The 15,657-nt window shown below is 71.4% G+C and carries 17 protein-coding genes; 1 reads left to right on the top strand and 16 read right to left on the bottom strand.

The features are described from left to right. Complete coding sequence (locus ACF059_RS23160; RefSeq protein ID WP_392060128.1) at positions 1 to 993, bottom strand: aspartate carbamoyltransferase catalytic subunit; 993 nt, start codon at positions 991 to 993, stop codon at positions 1 to 3. Between the two features lie 117 nt (positions 994 to 1,110). Then, a complete protein-coding gene (pyrR, locus tag ACF059_RS23155; RefSeq protein ID WP_360887214.1) occupies positions 1,111 to 1,686 on the bottom strand; it encodes a bifunctional pyr operon transcriptional regulator/uracil phosphoribosyltransferase PyrR in 576 nt (191 codons plus the stop codon). A 263-nt stretch (positions 1,687 to 1,949) separates the two neighbouring features. Here pyrR and bldD point away from each other — a divergent pair, with 263 nt between their 5' ends. Continuing rightward, entirely contained in the window at positions 1,950 to 2,450 is a 501-nt protein-coding gene (gene bldD, locus ACF059_RS23150) for a transcriptional regulator BldD (RefSeq protein WP_392060125.1), read from the top strand. Positions 2,451 to 2,649: 199 nt separating this feature from the next. Here the strand turns inward: bldD and nusB are convergent, their stop codons facing one another. From nusB to ACF059_RS23080, 14 genes are all read right to left on the bottom strand, one after another. Then, complete coding sequence (nusB, locus tag ACF059_RS23145) at positions 2,650 to 3,084, bottom strand: transcription antitermination factor NusB (RefSeq protein WP_361945494.1); 435 nt, start codon at positions 3,082 to 3,084, stop codon at positions 2,650 to 2,652. 3 nt (positions 3,085 to 3,087) lie between these two features. Then, positions 3,088 to 3,654, bottom strand: a complete 567-nt coding sequence (gene efp, locus ACF059_RS23140; protein ID WP_030008757.1) for an elongation factor P — start codon at positions 3,652 to 3,654, stop codon at positions 3,088 to 3,090. Between the two features lie 59 nt (positions 3,655 to 3,713). Beyond that, positions 3,714 to 4,820 (bottom strand): aminopeptidase P family protein, encoded by a 1,107-nt coding sequence (locus tag ACF059_RS23135; RefSeq protein ID WP_392060121.1) that lies wholly within the window; start codon positions 4,818 to 4,820, stop codon positions 3,714 to 3,716. Between the two features lie 195 nt (positions 4,821 to 5,015). Then, positions 5,016 to 5,783, bottom strand: coding sequence for an AAA family ATPase (locus ACF059_RS23130; protein ID WP_366866764.1), 768 nt, complete (start codon positions 5,781 to 5,783; stop codon positions 5,016 to 5,018). A gap of 91 nt (positions 5,784 to 5,874) precedes the next feature. Next, positions 5,875 to 6,315, bottom strand: coding sequence for a type II 3-dehydroquinate dehydratase (aroQ, locus tag ACF059_RS23125; protein WP_366866765.1), 441 nt, complete (start codon positions 6,313 to 6,315; stop codon positions 5,875 to 5,877). Beyond that, positions 6,312 to 7,403 (bottom strand): 3-dehydroquinate synthase, encoded by a 1,092-nt coding sequence (gene aroB, locus ACF059_RS23120; RefSeq protein WP_366866766.1) that lies wholly within the window; start codon positions 7,401 to 7,403, stop codon positions 6,312 to 6,314. Before aroB ends, aroQ begins: the two co-directional genes overlap by 4 nt. After that, positions 7,400 to 7,918: a shikimate kinase gene (locus ACF059_RS23115; protein WP_360887231.1), complete on the bottom strand. Its 519-nt coding sequence runs from the start codon at positions 7,916 to 7,918 to the stop codon at positions 7,400 to 7,402. Before ACF059_RS23115 ends, aroB begins: the two co-directional genes overlap by 4 nt. Further along, entirely contained in the window at positions 7,915 to 9,099 is a 1,185-nt protein-coding gene (aroC, locus tag ACF059_RS23110; protein ID WP_030706316.1) for a chorismate synthase, read from the bottom strand. The genes ACF059_RS23115 and aroC overlap by 4 nt, the downstream gene beginning before the upstream one ends. A gap of 158 nt (positions 9,100 to 9,257) precedes the next feature. Further along, positions 9,258 to 9,449, bottom strand: coding sequence for a hypothetical protein (locus ACF059_RS23105; RefSeq protein ID WP_392060116.1), 192 nt, complete (start codon positions 9,447 to 9,449; stop codon positions 9,258 to 9,260). A 33-nt stretch (positions 9,450 to 9,482) separates the two neighbouring features. Continuing rightward, the gene (locus ACF059_RS23100; RefSeq protein ID WP_392060114.1) at positions 9,483 to 10,307 is read right to left on the bottom strand and encodes a shikimate dehydrogenase; all 825 of its coding nucleotides are present in this window, start codon (positions 10,305 to 10,307) and stop codon (positions 9,483 to 9,485) included. 6 nt (positions 10,308 to 10,313) lie between these two features. Then, positions 10,314 to 12,035 (bottom strand): endolytic transglycosylase MltG, encoded by a 1,722-nt coding sequence (gene mltG / locus ACF059_RS23095; protein WP_392060111.1) that lies wholly within the window; start codon positions 12,033 to 12,035, stop codon positions 10,314 to 10,316. Between the two features lie 128 nt (positions 12,036 to 12,163). Continuing rightward, positions 12,164 to 12,634 (bottom strand): Holliday junction resolvase RuvX, encoded by a 471-nt coding sequence (ruvX, locus tag ACF059_RS23090; protein ID WP_361945469.1) that lies wholly within the window; start codon positions 12,632 to 12,634, stop codon positions 12,164 to 12,166. Positions 12,635 to 12,636: 2 nt separating this feature from the next. Beyond that, on the bottom strand, positions 12,637 to 15,306 hold the full coding sequence (gene alaS, locus ACF059_RS23085) for an alanine--tRNA ligase (RefSeq protein WP_392060107.1): 2,670 nt from the start codon (positions 15,304 to 15,306) through the stop codon (positions 12,637 to 12,639). Beyond that, positions 15,306 to 15,650: a DUF6167 family protein gene (locus ACF059_RS23080; RefSeq protein ID WP_392060105.1), complete on the bottom strand. Its 345-nt coding sequence runs from the start codon at positions 15,648 to 15,650 to the stop codon at positions 15,306 to 15,308. Before ACF059_RS23080 ends, alaS begins: the two co-directional genes overlap by 1 nt. Between the last annotated feature and the right edge of the window lie 7 nt (positions 15,651 to 15,657).

Here is a 15,657-nt window from a genome sequence, read left to right as displayed (position 1 = left end):
TTACTTGTTCTCCTCGGTGCGCGTGGCGGCGGGGGTGGTGGTGACGGCGGGCTCGGAGCCTCCGAGCAGCAGGTACAGGACGGCCATCCGGGTGGAGACGCCGTTGGCGACCTGCTCGACGGCCGTGCAGCGCTCGGAGTCGGCGACCGCGGCGGTGATCTCCATGCCGCGGTTCATCGGGCCGGGGTGCATCACGATGGCGTGTTCGGGCATCTTCGCCATGCGGTCGCCGTCGAGACCGTAGCGGCGGGAGTACTCGCGCTCGGTGGGGAAGAAGGCGGCGTTCATGCGTTCGCGCTGCACACGCAGCATCATCACCGCATCGGACTTCGGCAGCACGTCGTCCAGGCTGTACGAGACCTCGCAGGGCCAGGTCTCGACGCCGATCGGGACCAGCGTGGGCGGGGCCACCAGGGTGACCTCGGCGCCGAGGGTGTGCAGCAGGTGGACGTTGGAGCGGGCCACGCGGCTGTGCAGGACGTCGCCGACGATGGTGATGCGGCGGCCGGCGAGGTCCTTGCCGAGGCCGGCGTCGCGGCCGACCAGGCGGCGGCGCATGGTGAAGGCGTCCAGCAGGGCCTGGGTGGGGTGCTCGTGGGTGCCGTCGCCGGCGTTGACGACGGCGGAGTCGATCCAGCCGGAGGTCGCGAGCCGGTAGGGGGCGCCGGAGGCGTGGTGCCGGATGACGACCGCGTCGGCGCCCATGGCCTCCAGGGTCAGCGCGGTGTCCTTCAGGGATTCGCCTTTGGAAACCGAGGAGCCCTTGGCTGAGAAGTTGATGACGTCGGCGGAGAGCCGCTTGGCGGCCGCCTCGAAGGAGATCCGGGTGCGGGTCGAGTCCTCGAAGAAGAGGTTGACGACGGTGAGGCCGCGCAGCGTGGGCAGCTTCTTGATCGGCCGGTCCGCGACGCGGGCCATCTCCTCGGCGGTGTCGAGGATCAGGACGGCGTCGTCGCGCGTGAGATCGGCGGCCGAGATGAGGTGGCGCTTCATCTGGATGGCTCCGGGGTTCGGGAGGGCAGGCGGGCGGACTGACGGGCAGGGGTGCGGGCGGGCAGGGCAGGGCGGAGCCCGGCGCGGACCCGGGAGGCGGGTCCGCACGGGGAGGGGCTACTGCCCTGCTGCCGGGGCGGTCCGCTGGCCGAGCAGTACGGCGTCACGGCCGTCCTCCTCCTGGAGCTGGACCTTGACGGTCTCCCGCAGCGACGTGGGGAGGTTCTTGCCGACGTAGTCCGCGCGGATCGGCAGCTCGCGGTGACCGCGGTCGACGAGGACGGCGAGCTGCACGGCGCGGGGGCGGCCGAGGTCGCCGAGGGCGTCGAGGGCGGCGCGGATCGTGCGGCCGGAGAAGAGCACGTCGTCGACGAGGACGACGAGGCGTCCGTCGATGTCGTCGCCGGGGATCTCGGTGCGGCCGATCGCGCGGGCGGGCTTCATCCGCAGGTCGTCGCGGTACATGGTGATGTCGAGGGAGCCGACCGGGATCTTCGTACCGGTGATCTCTTCGAGCTTGGCGGCCAGCCGGCGGGCGAGGTAGACACCGCGGGTGGGGATGCCGAGGAGCACCACGTCGTCGGCGCCCTTGGCGCGTTCGACGATCTCGTGGGCGATGCGGGTCAGGACCCGCGCGATGTCCTGCGCTTCGAGCACGGGGCGCATGGCATCGGTGTGCTGCTGGGTGTCCATGAAAAGGACCTCCTTCTCCGCCTCACGGGACGGACCTTAAAGGACGTCTGATGTACGTCTCACACCGTACCAGGGGGCGGCCGGTGACCGGGCACCGGGCCGGTGCGCGGGGTCCCTGGCGGGGCTGCTGGGGCTCCCTCCGAAGGGGCGGGAGAGGTCATTCGGCTTGACGCATCCAAGTAACGCTGCGTAACCTCACAGTGAGTTACCAGCCGCGCGGCAGAGCCGCACGTGGTCATGTCGTCACAGCGTCCGGGAGCGTTATGTCCAGCGAATACGCCAAACAGCTCGGGGCCAAGCTCCGCGCCATCCGCACCCAGCAGGGCCTCTCCCTCCACGGTGTCGAGGAGAAGTCCCAGGGCCGGTGGAAGGCCGTGGTGGTCGGTTCCTACGAGCGCGGGGACCGCGCCGTGACCGTCCAGCGCCTTGCCGAACTGGCGGACTTCTACGGGGTGCCGGTGCAGGAACTGCTGCCGGGCACGACTCCCGGCGGGGCGGCCGAGCCGCCGCCGAAGCTGCGCCTGGACCTGGAGCGCCTGGCGGGCGTCCCCGCCGAGAAGGCGGGCCCGCTGCAGCGTTACGCGGCGACCATCCAGAGCCAGCGCGGCGACTACAACGGCAAGGTGCTGTCGATCCGCCAGGACGACCTGCGCACCCTGGCCGTCATCTACGACCAGTCCCCCTCGGTCCTGACCGAACAGCTGATCAACTGGGGCGTGCTGGACGCGGACGCCCGTCGTGCGGTGGCTCACGAGGACGTCTAGTCCCGTAGGCCCCGGCCGTCACAGCAGAAACGTTTACCGGCGGGTGCCGGCTCCTTCCCGGGGTCCGGCACCCGCCGGTTTTCGCATGCCCGGGCAGCATGCCCGCGCCCTCACCAACTCATACGGAAGGGCCCGCAACGCGTACGCTGCGGGCCCTTCCGTAGGGCGGTGCCGGTCCGTGCCGGGGTGCCGTGCGCGGTCAGCTCTCGCTGCGGCGCAGGCTCGGCTTCAGGTCCTTGAAACGGGCGAGCAGCCCGTTCACGAACGAGGGGGACTCGTCCGTGGAGAACTCCTTGGCCAGCTGGACGGCCTCGTCGATGGCCACGGCGTCCGGGGTGTCGTCCACCCAGATCAGCTCGTAGGCACCGAGCCGCAGGATGTTGCGGTCCACGACCGGCATGCGGTCGAGGTCCCAGTCCACGGCGTAGGTGACGATCAGGTCGTCGATGCGGTTCACCTTGTCGGCGTAACCCTCGACGAGATCCATCGTGAAGGCGCTGACCGGCGGCTGCCGGTCGTCCGACCGCGCGTGGCGGATCCAGTCCGCGAGGACCTCGCGTACGGACACCCCCCGCTGGTCCGCCTCGAAGAGGATCTGGAAGGCGCGCTTGCGCGCATTGCTCCGAGCAGCCACGGGTTAGTTGCTCTTCCGGCCGAGGTAGTCGCTGGTGCGGGTGTCGACCTTGACCGTCTCGCCGGTGGTGACGAAGAGCGGGACCTGGATCTCGTAGCCGGTCTCCAGGGTGGCGGGCTTGGTGCCACCGGTGGAGCGGTCGCCCTGGACGCCCGGGTCGGTGTGCTCGATCTTGAGCTCGACCGCGGCCGGGAGCTCGACGTAGAGCACCTCGCCCTCGTGCTGGGCGACGGAGGCCGTGAAGCCCTCGATCAGGAAGTTGGCGGCGTCGCCGACAGCCTTCTTGTCGACCATCAGCTGGTCGAAGGTGGTCATGTCCATGAAGACGAAGTACTCGCCGTCCATGTAAGAGAACTGCATGTCACGGCGGTCGATGGTGGCCGTCTCGACCTTCGTGCCGGCGTTGAACGTCTTGTCGACGACCTTGCCGGAGAGCACGTGCTTGAGCTTGGTGCGCACGAAGGCCGGGCCCTTGCCGGGCTTGACGTGCTGGAACTCGACGACGGACCAGAGCTGGTCACCGTCGAGCTTGAGCACCATGCCGTTCTTGAGGTCGTTCGTGGAAGCCACGGTTGCGGAATCTCCTGCACTGGAAGACCACGGAGGCGCGCACGGCCCGCCGCGGCGGGCTAGAGCGCGAGCAGCTCCTTGGTCGTAATGGTGAGTAGCTCGGGACCGCCGTCCGCCTCGGGGCGTACGACGAGCGTGTCATCGATCCGGACACCTCCCCGGCCCGGGAGGTGAACCCCCGGTTCGACGGTGACCGGCACGCAAGCGTCCAGTTTACCCATGGCCGTAGGTGCAAGCTGCGGGTCCTCGTCGATTTCGAGGCCGACGCCGTGTCCGGTCGACGCGGCGAGGGCCTCCCCGTGGCCCGCGGAGTCCAGTACGGAGCGTGCCGCGTGGTCCACGTCGCGGTACGCGGCCCCGGGCAGCAGCGCCTCGCGCCCGGCCCGCTGCGCGGTGAAGACGAGGTCGTACAGCTGGATCTGCCAGTCCGCCGGGGTGGTGCCGATCACGAAGGTCCGGCCGATCTCGCACCGGTAGCCGCGGTAGTTGGCGCCGAGGCACACGGAGAGGAAGTCGCCCTCCTCCACCCTGCGGTCGGAGGGCCGGTGCCGGGAGCGGCCGGAGTGCGGGCCGGTGCCGACGGAGGTCGGGAAGGCGGGCCCGTCCGCCCCGTGGTCGACGAGCCGGCGCTCCAGCTCCAGCGCGAGGTGGCGCTCGGTGCGTCCGACGAGGATGGACTCCAGCAGCTCGCCGAGGGCCTGGTCGGCGATCTCCGCGGCGATCCGCAGGCAGGCGATCTCCTCCTCGTCCTTGACGAGGCGCTGCTGCTCCACGGCGTTGGCGAGGTCGGCGAGCCGCAGCTTGGGCGCCACGGAGCGCAGGGCGCGGTGCCGGGCGACGGTGAGGTGGTGCTCCTCCACCGCGAGCGAGTCCGCGCGTACGGCGGCGGCCATGTCGGCGGCCGCGACGGCCGGGTCCCCGCCGGGGCCCGACAGTACGGACACTCTGAGCCGGTCGTCGAGGCGGCCCTCGTCGGCCTCTCCGGTGGGCGGGCCCGCGCAGAACATCACGTCCTCGGACGGTCCGACGAGCAGGACGGCGCCTTGCGGGGAAGCCCCGGAGAGGTAGCGGACGTTGGCCGGACGCGTGATCAGTGCGGCGGCGTTCCCCGCAGCGGCGCAGCGGTCGCGAAGCAGGCCCCGGCGGGCGGCGTACACGTCTGACATGTCTTCGAGCGTACGAGCGCTCGCGCCTCCCGGCCTGGTGAGCGCGTCCGGACGGGCAGCCCCCTGCTGGGGCTCCGCCCTAACCGGTCGTGCGCCAGCCGGGCAAATTCAGCCCCGCCGGCGTTTGAGGCGCGGGGGTTCGGGGGCGGCGCCCCCGAGAGCGGCGGGCCCGACAGGGCGCCGCCTCCTCACCCGCTAAGCCAGCGCACGCGCCAGGGCCTCGTCGAGGGCGCGGGCCGTGCCCTCCACGTCGAGCTGGGAGTTGTCGATGATCGGCAGGCCCGAGCCGTACCAGCCGGCCATCCGGCCGTGGATCCGCGCGACCTCCTCGTCGGAGAGGCGGCGGTTGCCGGAGCGGGCCGCGTTCCGCTCCAGGACGATCTCCAGGCCGGGCAGCAGCACCACCGGCAGCAGCGCGGGGCCGACGTGCCGCCGCCAGCCGCCGAGACCCACCACGGGCCGGTCGGGGAAGACGGCGTCGTCGAGGATGCAGGAGATCCCGTTGGCCAGGTAGTTGCGGGCGGCGAAGCCGCAGGTGCGGCGAGCGAGGCGGTACTGGGCCTCGGAGTGCTCGTTCCAGCCGGCCTGCGGGTCCGCGAAGCCGGCGCAGACCCACTCCCGTACGTCGTCCAGGCTGATGTGGGCGGTCGCCACCTGCCGGGTGCTGGCCCAGTGCCGGGCGACGGTGGTCTTCCCGGCGCCGGCCGGGCCGATGAGCAGCACGGCCAACACGGCCCCGCCGGTTCCCGCCACCGCGGGCGGCAGCGGGATGTGCCCGGTGGCCTCCGGCCCCGCGGGCACGGGGGGCACCGGGTGCGCGGGGTACGCGTGCGGACCCTGCGGCGGCTGGGGCTGGGCCGGCGGCTGCGCGCCCGGCCAGCCCTGCGCCGGGGGTATCGGCGGCTGCGGGGGCGCCGCCGGGTGCTGTCCCGCCGGACCCCAGCCCCCCACTCCGTGCTGCATCCGCGCCACTCCGTCTCGTTCCGGCGACTGATGCGAGAACGTTATATGACCGCGGAGGTCAGAGCGTCCACCGGCACCGACACGCAGGGTGTCAGGCGGTGATCTCGTCCGCCAGTGCCCGCAGCGCCAGCCTGTACGAACCGATGCCGAATCCCGCCACCGTCCCGGTCGCCACGGCCGCGATGACCGAGGTGTGCCGGAACTCCTCGCGGGCGTACGGGTTCGAGATGTGCACCTCGATCAGCGGCGCGGTGCGCTGCGCCGCCGCGTCCCGCATGGCGTACGAGTAGTGGGTGAAGGCCCCCGGGTTGATGACCACGGGGATCTTCCCGTCGGCCGCCTCGTGCAGCCAGCGCACGAGCTCGCCCTCGTCGTTGGTCTCGCGGACCTCGACGTCGAAGCCGAGCTCCCCGCCCAGCGAGCGGCAGCTCTCCACCAGTCCCGCGTACGAGGTGGCCCCGTACACGTCGGGCTCGCGCGAGCCGAGCCGTCCCAGGTTGGGGCCGTTCAGGACGAGGACGCGACGGCTCACGCCGACACCTCGCCGTACGCGGCCACCAGGTGCGCCGGGTCGGGGCCCTCCAGGACCGTCGGCTTGGCCAGCCCGTCGAGGACGATGAAGCGCAGCAGGTTGCCGCGGGACTTCTTGTCGACCTGCATGGTCTGGAGCAGCTTGGGCCACTGGTCGCCGCGGTAGGTCAGGGGCAGTCCCACCGAGGCGAGCACCGCCTTGTGCCGGTCGGCCGTCGCGTCGTCCAGGCGGCCCGCGAGGCGGCCGAGCTCGGCCGCGAAGACCATGCCGACGGACACGGCGGCGCCGTGGCGCCACTTGTAGCGCTCGTTCTTCTCGATGGCGTGCGCGAGGGTGTGCCCGTAGTTGAGGACCTCGCGCAGTCCCGACTCCTTCAGGTCGCTGGAGACCACGTCGGCCTTGACCTGGATGGAGCGCACGATGAGCTCGGCCGTGTGGGGGCCGGCGGGCGTACGGGCCGCCTGCGGGTCCTCCTCGATCAGGTCGAGGATCACGGGGTCGGAGATGAATCCGGCCTTGATGATCTCGGCGAGGCCGCTGACGTAGTCGTTGACCGGCAGTGAGTCCAGCGCCGCCAGGTCGCACAGCACCCCGGCCGGCGGGTGGAAGGCGCCCACCAGGTTCTTGCCCTCGGCGGTGTTGATGCCGGTCTTGCCGCCGACCGCGGCGTCCACCATCGCGAGGACGGTGGTCGGTACGGCGACCCAGCGCACCCCGCGCAGCCAGGTGGCCGCCACGAAGCCCGCGAGGTCGGTGGTGGCTCCCCCGCCGACGCCGACGATCACGTCGGTGCGGGTGAAGCCGGACTGGCCGAGCGCCTTCCAGCAGTACGCCGCCACCTCGACGGTCTTGGCCTCCTCGGCGTTCGGCACCTGGATGGCGACCGCCTCGTAGCCCTGCTCGGCGAGGTCGTCGCGCAGTGCCTCACCGGTCGAGGCCAGCGCCTCGGGGTGGATCACGGCGACCCGCTGGGCCTTCGTGCCGATCAGGGTGCCGAGCTCGCCGAGCAGCTGGTGTCCGACCAGCACCTCGTACGCGTCGTGCCCGGCGCTCGCGCCGACCTGGATCCGCGTCACCTGGTCCGTCATACGTCCTTCAACTCCAGAGCGTCGAGGACCGCCTGGGCGACCTCTTCGGGGGTGCGGTCGTCGGTTGCCACGACGACGCGCGCGACTTCGGTGTACAGGGGGCGCCGGGCGTCCATCAGCTCGCGCCACTGGCGGCGCGGGTTGACGGCGAGCAGCGGGCGCGCGGCGCCGAGGCCCACGCGCCGTACGGCCTCCTCGACGTCCATCGACAGATAGGCGACGGGCAGGCCGGTCAGCAGCTTGCGCGTGCCCTCGTCGAGGACGGCGCCGCCGCCGAGGGCGAGCACTCCGGTGTGCTCGGCGACGGCGGCGGCCACCGCGCGGCGCTCCAGCTCACGGAAGTACGGCTCGCCCTCGTCGACGAAGAGGTCGGAGATCTCGCGGCCCTCGGCCGCGACGATGTCGGCGTCGGTGTCCCGGTAGGGCACGCCGAGCCGTTCGGCGAGCAGCGCGCCCACGGTGGACTTGCCGGAGCCCATGGGGCCGACGAGGACGACCCGCGGTCCGCCGGTCACCGGATCTGCAGGTGGTCGAGGTACGACTGGACGTTGCGGCGGGTCTCGGGGACCGAGTCGCCGCCGAACTTCTCGACGACGGCGTCGGCCAGCACCAGGGCGACCATGGCCTCGGCGACGATGCCGGCGGCCGGCACGGCGCACACGTCGGAGCGCTGGTGGTGGGCCACCGTCGCCTCACCGGTGGCGACGTCGACGGTCGCCAGCGCGCGCGGAACGGTCGCGATGGGCTTCATCGCGGCCCGTACGCGCAGCAGTTCGCCGGTGGTCAGGCCGCCCTCGGTGCCGCCGGAGCGGCCGGAGGTGCGCTTGAGGCCCTCGGGGGTGGAGACGATCTCGTCGTGCGCCTTGGAGCCGGGCACGCGGGCGAGCTCGAAGCCGTCGCCGACCTCGACGCCCTTGATGGCCTGGATGCCCATGAGCGCGGCCGCCAGACGGGCGTCCAGGCGCCGGTCCCAGTGGACGTGCGAGCCGAGGCCGACGGGGACGCCGTAGGCCAGCACCTCGACGACGCCGCCGAGGGTGTCGCCGTCCTTGTGGGCCTGGTCGATCTCGGCGACCATCGCCTTGCTGGCGTCGGCGTCGAGGCAGCGCACCGGGTCGGCGTCGAGCCGGTCGACGTCGGCGGGGGTCGGGTAGACGCCGTACGGGGCCTTGGCCGCGGCCAGTTCCACCACGTGCGAGACGATCTCGATGCCGGCGACCTCCTTGAGGAAGGACCGGGCGATCGCGCCGAGCGCGACGCGGGCGGCGGTCTCACGGGCGCTGGCGCGCTCCAGGATCGGCCGGGCCTCGTCGAAGCCGTACTTCTGCATCCCCGCGAGGTCGGCGTGGCCGGGCCGCGGACGGGTCAGCGGCGCGTTGCGGCCGGTGTCCTTGAGCAGCGAGGGGTCGACCGGGTCGGCCGACATGACGGTCTCCCACTTGGGCCATTCGCTGTTGCCGACCATGACCGCCACCGGGGAACCCAGCGACAGCCCGTGGCGGACGCCGCCCAGGAAGGTGATCTCGTCCTGCTCGAACTTCATCCGGGCCCCGCGGCCATAGCCGAGCCGGCGCCGGGCCAAGTGGTCGGCCACCAGCTCGGTGGTGACCGGGACGCCGGCGGGAAGCCCCTCCAGCGTCGCCACCAGTGCCGGTCCGTGCGACTCCCCGGCGGTCAGCCAACGCAACCTGCTCAACGATGCTCCTCATGCTCGCGCCTGGTTCGGCTACGGCGCATCCGGGGGCACCTGCCAGCGGTAGCTGGAGGGTGCGCGGCCCGAACCCGCCTCACCCGATCCTCCCATGTTCACGGGGGTCTACCGGGCCCCGGTCCAGCTATCGGACGCCCTGTCCATCAGGTGACCCTCCGGCCGCGGTCGCGCAGCCAGGTGAACGCCGTCCACGCGCCGAGGCAGCCGACCAGTCCGATGAGGACCGCCTTGACCCAGAACGGCAGCCCGCCGAAGGCCACTCTGAGCAGGGAGAAGGCGAGGAAGGGGAGGTCCCACTTCGACGCGAGGATATGTTCCGTGCCCGACTCGTTCATGCCACCCCCGTGGGAAAGACGCAGGTGGAAAGCCTAGCGGGCGGCGAGCGCCCGTTCACCGGCGGCCCTCATGGCGGCCAGCGGACCGGGCATGCGGCCCGTCATCCGCTCCACCTGGAGCACCGCCTGGTGGACCAGGAGGTCCAGCCCGCCGACGACCTTGCCGCCCTGGCGCGACCAGGCCGCGGCCAGCGGCGTCGGCCAGGGGTCGTAGAGGACGTCGAACAGGGTCCCGGCCCCGGCCGGGACGGACGCGGCCAGGGAGTCGGTCGCACCCGCCGGGGTGGTCGCGATGACGAGCGGCGCGGCCAGCGCCTCGGCCGCCCGGGACCAGTCGGCCGTGCGGACGGGGACGCCGAGCCGCTCGCCCCACTGGCGCATCTCGTCGCCGCGGGCGCGCGAGCGGACGTACGCGGTGACCTCGCCGGAGCAGATCCGCGAGAGCGCGGCGAGCGCCGAGGAGGCGGTGGCTCCGGCGCCGAGGACGGCGGCGGACGGCACCTTCTCGACGCCGCGCTCGTGGAGCGCGGCGACGATGCCCGGGATGTCGGTGTTGTCGCCGAGGCGGCGGCCGTCCTCGGTGAGGACGACCGTGTTGACGGCCTCGACGGCGGCGGCCGTGTCACTGACCGCGTCCAGCAGCGGGATGACCGCCCGCTTCAGCGGCATGGTCAGCGACAGCCCGGCCCACTCGGGGCCGAGTCCGGCGACGAACCCCGGGAGCGCGGCCTCGTCGATCTCGAAGCGGTCGTAGGACCAGTCGTCGAGGCCGAGCTCCTGGTAGGCGGCGCGGTGCAGCACCGGCGAGAGGGAGTGCTCGATGGGCGAACCCAGCACCGCGGCCCGTATTGGTGACATGTCCTGCTACCCGCCGTTCTTCTGCTTCTGCCGCGCGAGGAACTCGTCGGCCAGCTTCTGGTGCTCCTCGTAGGTCTTGGTGAAGGTCGTCTTGTCGCCGTCGACCGACACGAAGAACATCCAGCCACCATGATCGGGGTTGAGCGTAGCGTTCAGCGCGTCCGCGCCCGGGTTCCCGATCGGGCCGGGCGGCAGCCCCTTGACGTTGTGCGTGTTGTAGGGGTGCTCGAACGCCCGTGCTTCCTTGAGCGAGAAGTTGATGTCGCTCTTGCCCTTGATGTAGTTGTACGTCGAGTCGAATTCCAGCTTCTGGTTGGTGACGTCGTTCGTCTTCTTGAGGCGGTTGTAGACCACCTCCGCCATCTTCCGGAAGTCGTCGTGGTTCTTGCCCTCGGCGTTGACGAGGCTGGCCACGGTGACGACCTGGAGCGGGTTCTCCAGACCGAGTTCCTTCGCCTTGGCCTCGATGCCCATCTCGCCGTACTTGTCGGTCGCGTTCTTGACCATCTGCTTGAGCAGGGACTCCGGGGTGGTGTCGCTGCTGAGGTCGTAGCGCGCCGGGTACAGGAAACCTTCCAGCGGGTCGATCGCCTTCGGGTTGGCGGCCCACGCCGGCAGGCCCATGTTCTTGGCCTCGCGCCGGGCGATCTCGTTGGTGGTGCCCTCGGGCTTGCCCAGCTTCGCGTCGATCAGCTTGTAGACCTCGGCGTTGCGCTTGCCCTCCGCGACCGTGACCACGTTCAGCTTCGAGGGGTCGCTCATCACCTCGACGACGGACGCGGCGGACATCTTCTTCTTCAGCGGGTAGACGCCCGCCTGGATGGCCTTGCCCGGGGGGAGCTTGGCGGCCGCGTCGGCGAACGCCTGGGCGCTGGCGACGACGCCGGCCTTCTTGAGGATGACGCCCATCTGGAGGAGACCCGAACCCTTGGGGATCTCGACGTCGATGGACTCGCCGGTGCCTTCGCCCGCGTAGTCCTCGGGCGCGCCGAACCGGGCCTTGATGTAGGTGTAGCCGTAGTAACCGCCACCGCCGAGCACGCCCACGATCACGAGCGCGGCGATCAGGCACGCGGCGCCGCTGCGCTGCTTGGGCTTGCCGCCCTTCGAACGGCCGCCCCGGCGGCCGCCGCCGGCCGGGTCGTCACCGTCGTCGTCGCCGTCGCGGCCGCCGCCGCCGGCGAGGAAGCCGCTCTCGGCCTCCTCTTCCTCCTGCTCGACCGGTTCCGGTTCCAGGTGGCGCTGGCCGGGGGGCCGCGGCGGCGGGTAGGCCTCGGCCGTGGCGTAGAGGTCGGGGGCCTCGCCCGGGTAGCCCGGCACGGGCTGCTGGGCGTAGGGCTCCGCGCCCACGTAGGGGTCGGCCTGCACCGCGGCCATGTACGGGACCTGGCCGGTGTCCCAGCCCTCGGTGTCGTACACCGGCTGCTGGTGCTGCGGGTGCTGCTGCGGGGCGTAGGCCGGCTGCTGCTCGGCGTACTGCTGCGGCTGCTGGTACTCGGGGTACTGCTGCTGCTGGGGGTACGGCTGCTGCGGGTACTCCGCGTACTGCTGCTGCGGGTACTGCTGCTGGTACTGCTGCTGCGGCTCCTGCGGGTACTCCTGCTGCGGGGCACCGCCGTAGGGCGCCTGGCCCTGCTGGGTCTGGTGCCCGGTCCACCCCTGGTCCCCGTACAGGGGGTCCTCGGGGTGCCACGGTTCGGGGCCACGGCCCCGGCCATACTCAGTCATCGGTCCCCTAGAGCCGCGAGACGGAGGCCACGGATTCCGTCATCCGTGGCACCCGGGTCCGCCTCATTGACGGTGGGCGACGGCTGTTCGAATGCCGTCTCATCGCGCGGAACGTTACCGTATCGCGATCAGACAACCACTTCGACGCACTCACCGGGCGGATTACCTGATACCCGTTCGGTCTCAAGAGCGTTCTGAAGGATCACCACAGCGGCCGCCTGGTCGATGACCGCACGGCCCTTCTTGGCGTTCCTTCCCGAGGCCCGCAGGCCCTGGGCGGCGGTGACCGTGGTCATCCGCTCGTCCACCAGACGGACCGTCACCGGCTTGATGCCCTTCGCGAGTTCGTTCGCGAAGGCGCGCACCTTGGCCGCGGCCGGCCCCTCCCGCCCGCTGAGCGAACGGGGCAGGCCGACCACGACTTCCAGGGGCTCGTACTCCGCGACGAGCTGCCGCAGCCGCCGGTGGGCGAAGGGGATGTCCCGGCCCGGGACGGTCTCCACCGGTGTGGCCAACACCCCATCGGGGTCGCACGAGGCGACCCCGATCCGGGCGTCACCGACATCGATGGCCAGCCGGCGGCCACGGCGCAGCGTCATCGTCAGGCCGTCTCGACGACGAGACGCTCGACCGCGGCGATGGCCTCGGGGACGGCGGCCGGGTTCTGGCCACCCCCCTGGGCGACGTCCGGCTTGCCGCCACCGCCGCCGCCGAGGGTCTTGGCGGCCGTACGGACCAGGTCGCCGGCCTTGAGACCGCGCTCGCGGGCGGCCTCGTTGGTGGCGATGACGGTCAGCGGACGGTCGTTCGCCACGGCGAACAGGGCGACGACGGCCGGGCGGTCGCCCTGGATGCGGCCGCGGACGTCGAGGACCAGCTTGCGCAGGTCGTCGGCGCCGGTGCCGTCCGGCACCTGGCCGACGACGAGGGCGACGCCGTGGATGTCCTGGGCGCCCGCGGCGAGACCGGCGGCGGCCTGGAGGACCTTCTCCGCGCGGAACTTCTCGATCTCCTTCTCGGCGTCCTTCAGCTTGCCGAGCATGGAGGCGATCTTCTCCGGCAGCTCCTCGGGACGGCCCTTGACCAGCTCCTGGAGCTGGGCGACGACCGTGTGCTCCTTGGCGAGGAAGTTGTACGCGTCCACGCCGACGAGGGCCTCGACGCGGCGCACGCCGGAGCCGATGGAGGACTCGCCGAGCAGCTTCACCAGGCCCAGCTGGGCGGTGTTGCCGACGTGCGTGCCGCCGCACAGCTCCTTGGAGAAGTCGCCGATGGTCACGACGCGCACGCGCTCGCCGTACTTCTCGCCGAATTCGGCGATGGCGCCCTGCTTCTTCGCCTCGTCGATGCTCATGATCTCGGCGGTGACGTCGAGCTCACGCGAGAGCACGTCGTTGATCTTCTGCTCGACGTCGGTCAGGACCGAGCCGGGGACGGCGTTCGGAGAGCCGAAGTCGAAGCGGAAGCGGCCGGGGCTGTTCTCGGAGCCGGCCTGGGCGGCCGTCGGGCCGAGGGCGTCGCGCAGCGCCTGGTGGGTCAGGTGCGTGGCCGAGTGGGCGCGGGCGATGGCCCGGCGGCGGTGGACGTCGATGGCGGCGTACGCGGAGGCGCCCACCGTCACCTCGCCGACCTGGACGGAGCCCTTGTGCACGGAGACGCCCGGAACCGGCTGCTGCACGTCGCGGACGACGATGACGGCGCCGGAGTCGAGCTTGATGCGGCCCTGGTCGGCGAGCTGGCCGCCGCCCTCGGCGTAGAACGGGGTGCGGTCGAGGACGACCTCGACCTCGTCGCCCTCGGAGGCGGCGGGCGCGGAGACGCCGTTGACCAGCAGGCCGACGATGGTGGACTCGCCCTGGGTCGTGGCGTAGCCGGTGAACTCGGTGGCGCCGGAGCCGTCGGCGATCTCCCGGTAAGCGGACATGTCCGCGTGGCCGGTCTTCTTGGCCTTGGCGTCGGCCTTGGCGCGGTCGCGCTGCTCCTGCATCAGGCGGCGGAAGCCGGACTCGTCCACGGAGAGGCCCTGCTCGGCGGCCATCTCCAGGGTGAGGTCGATCGGGAAGCCCCAGGTGTCGTGGAGCAGGAAGGCCTTGTCGCCGGAGAGGACCGTGCCGCCGGCGGCCTTGGTCTCGGTCACGGCGGTGTCGAGGATGTTCGTTCCGCCCTTGACGGCCTTGAGGAAGGCGGCCTCTTCGGCGAGCGCGACGGTCTCGATGCGCTTGCGGTCGGTGACCAGCTCCGGGTACTGCTGCCCCATCGTGTTGATCACGACGTCGACGAGCTCCTGGACGACCGGACCCGTGGCACCCATGAGGCGCATGTTGCGGATGGCGCGGCGCATGATGCGGCGCAGCACGTAGCCGCGGCCCTCGTTGCCGGGGGTGACGCCGTCGCCGATGAGCATGACGGAGGTGCGGATGTGGTCGGCGACCACGCGCATCGACACGTCGGTCGACTGGGCGGCGCCGTACTGCACGCCGGTCAGCTCGGTGGCCTTGTCCATGACCACGCGCAGGGTGTCGGTCTCGTACATGTTCTGCACGCCCTGCAGGATCATCGCGAGGCGTTCGAGGCCGAGGCCGGTGTCGATGTTCTTCGACGGCAGGTCACCGAGGATCGGGAAGTCTTCCTTCCCGTCGCCGGCGCCGCGCTCGTACTGCATGAAGACCAGGTTCCAGATCTCCACGTAGCGCTCGTCGTTGACGGCCGGGCCGCCCTCGACGCCGAACTCGGGACCGCGGTCGTAGTTGATCTCCGAGCAGGGGCCGCAGGGTCCCGGGACGCCCATGGACCAGAAGTTGTCCTTCTTGCCCAGGCGCTGGATGCGCTCGGCGGGGACGCCGATCTTCTCGCGCCAGATCTGCTCGGCCTCGTCGTCGTCGAGGTAGACCGTGATCCACAGCTTCTCGGGCTCAAGGCCGTAGCCACCGTCCGCCACGGAGCTGGTCAGCAGCTCCCAGGCGTACGAGATGGCGCCTTCCTTGAAGTAGTCGCCGAAGGAGAAGTTGCCGCACATCTGGAAGAACGTGCCGTGGCGGGTGGTCTTGCCGACCTCTTCGATGTCCGGCGTACGGACGCACTTCTGCACGCTGGTGGCCCGGGGGGCCGGGGGCTTGGTCTCGCCGAGGAAGTACGGCTTGAACGGGACCATGCCCGCGTTGACCAGCAGCAGAGTCGGGTCGTCCGCGATGAGCGACGCCGAAGGGACGACGGTGTGACCGCGCTCCTCGAAGAAGCTCAGCCAGCGGCGGCGAATTTCAGCCGACTCCATCAGTGGTCCTCATTCCGGTCGTACGAAAACTTGGGTCGGTAGGTCGTCTTGTCGTTCTCGATGGCCCGCAGCCGCCGCGGCCCGGGGAGGGCGGTGACGTTGTCGGGCCGGTCGGGGTCCTGGTGCAGCCCCAGTGCATCGTTCAGCTCGTCCTCGCGCTGCGTCATTCCCGCCTTGACGTCGAGGGCGAAGTCCTTGAGACGGTGGCCCGCCTCCACGGCCTTGTCGGCCGCCTGGGCCGCCAGGCTCTCCGGCGTCAGCTTCTTGAGCTGGCGGTTGACCTTGGTGGTGGCCCACACGCCGGCGGCTGCGCCTGCGGTGAACCAGAAGGCTCGGCGGAACATGGAGGTC

Source organism: Streptomyces sp. NPDC016562 (assembly GCF_043076955.1).
Taxonomy (GTDB): Bacteria; Actinomycetota; Actinomycetes; order Streptomycetales; family Streptomycetaceae; genus Streptomyces.
The sequence above is the reverse complement of the archived record's forward strand: the minus strand, read 5'-3'. Positions and strand labels throughout refer to the sequence as shown.

Coding starts and splice junctions, on each gene's coding strand:
- ACF059_RS23135 (WP_392060121.1), bottom strand. CDS start 4,820: ATGTCAGACGTGTACGCCGCCCGCCGGGGCCTGCTTCGCGACCGCTGC.
- ACF059_RS23130 (WP_366866764.1), bottom strand. CDS start 5,783: ATGCAGCACGGAGTGGGGGGCTGGGGTCCGGCGGGACAGCACCCGGCG.
- aroB (WP_366866766.1), bottom strand. CDS start 7,403: ATGACGGACCAGGTGACGCGGATCCAGGTCGGCGCGAGCGCCGGGCAC.
- ACF059_RS23080 (WP_392060105.1), bottom strand. CDS start 15,650: ATGTTCCGCCGAGCCTTCTGGTTCACCGCAGGCGCAGCCGCCGGCGTG.
- bldD (WP_392060125.1), top strand. CDS start 1,950: ATGTCCAGCGAATACGCCAAACAGCTCGGGGCCAAGCTCCGCGCCATC.
- ruvX (WP_361945469.1), bottom strand. CDS start 12,634: ATGACGCTGCGCCGTGGCCGCCGGCTGGCCATCGATGTCGGTGACGCC.
- ACF059_RS23105 (WP_392060116.1), bottom strand. CDS start 9,449: ATGAACGAGTCGGGCACGGAACATATCCTCGCGTCGAAGTGGGACCTC.
- pyrR (WP_360887214.1), bottom strand. CDS start 1,686: ATGGACACCCAGCAGCACACCGATGCCATGCGCCCCGTGCTCGAAGCG.
- alaS (WP_392060107.1), bottom strand. CDS start 15,306: ATGGAGTCGGCTGAAATTCGCCGCCGCTGGCTGAGCTTCTTCGAGGAG.
- ACF059_RS23160 (WP_392060128.1), bottom strand. CDS start 993: ATGAAGCGCCACCTCATCTCGGCCGCCGATCTCACGCGCGACGACGCC.
- mltG (WP_392060111.1), bottom strand. CDS start 12,035: ATGACTGAGTATGGCCGGGGCCGTGGCCCCGAACCGTGGCACCCCGAG.
- ACF059_RS23100 (WP_392060114.1), bottom strand. CDS start 10,307: ATGTCACCAATACGGGCCGCGGTGCTGGGTTCGCCCATCGAGCACTCC.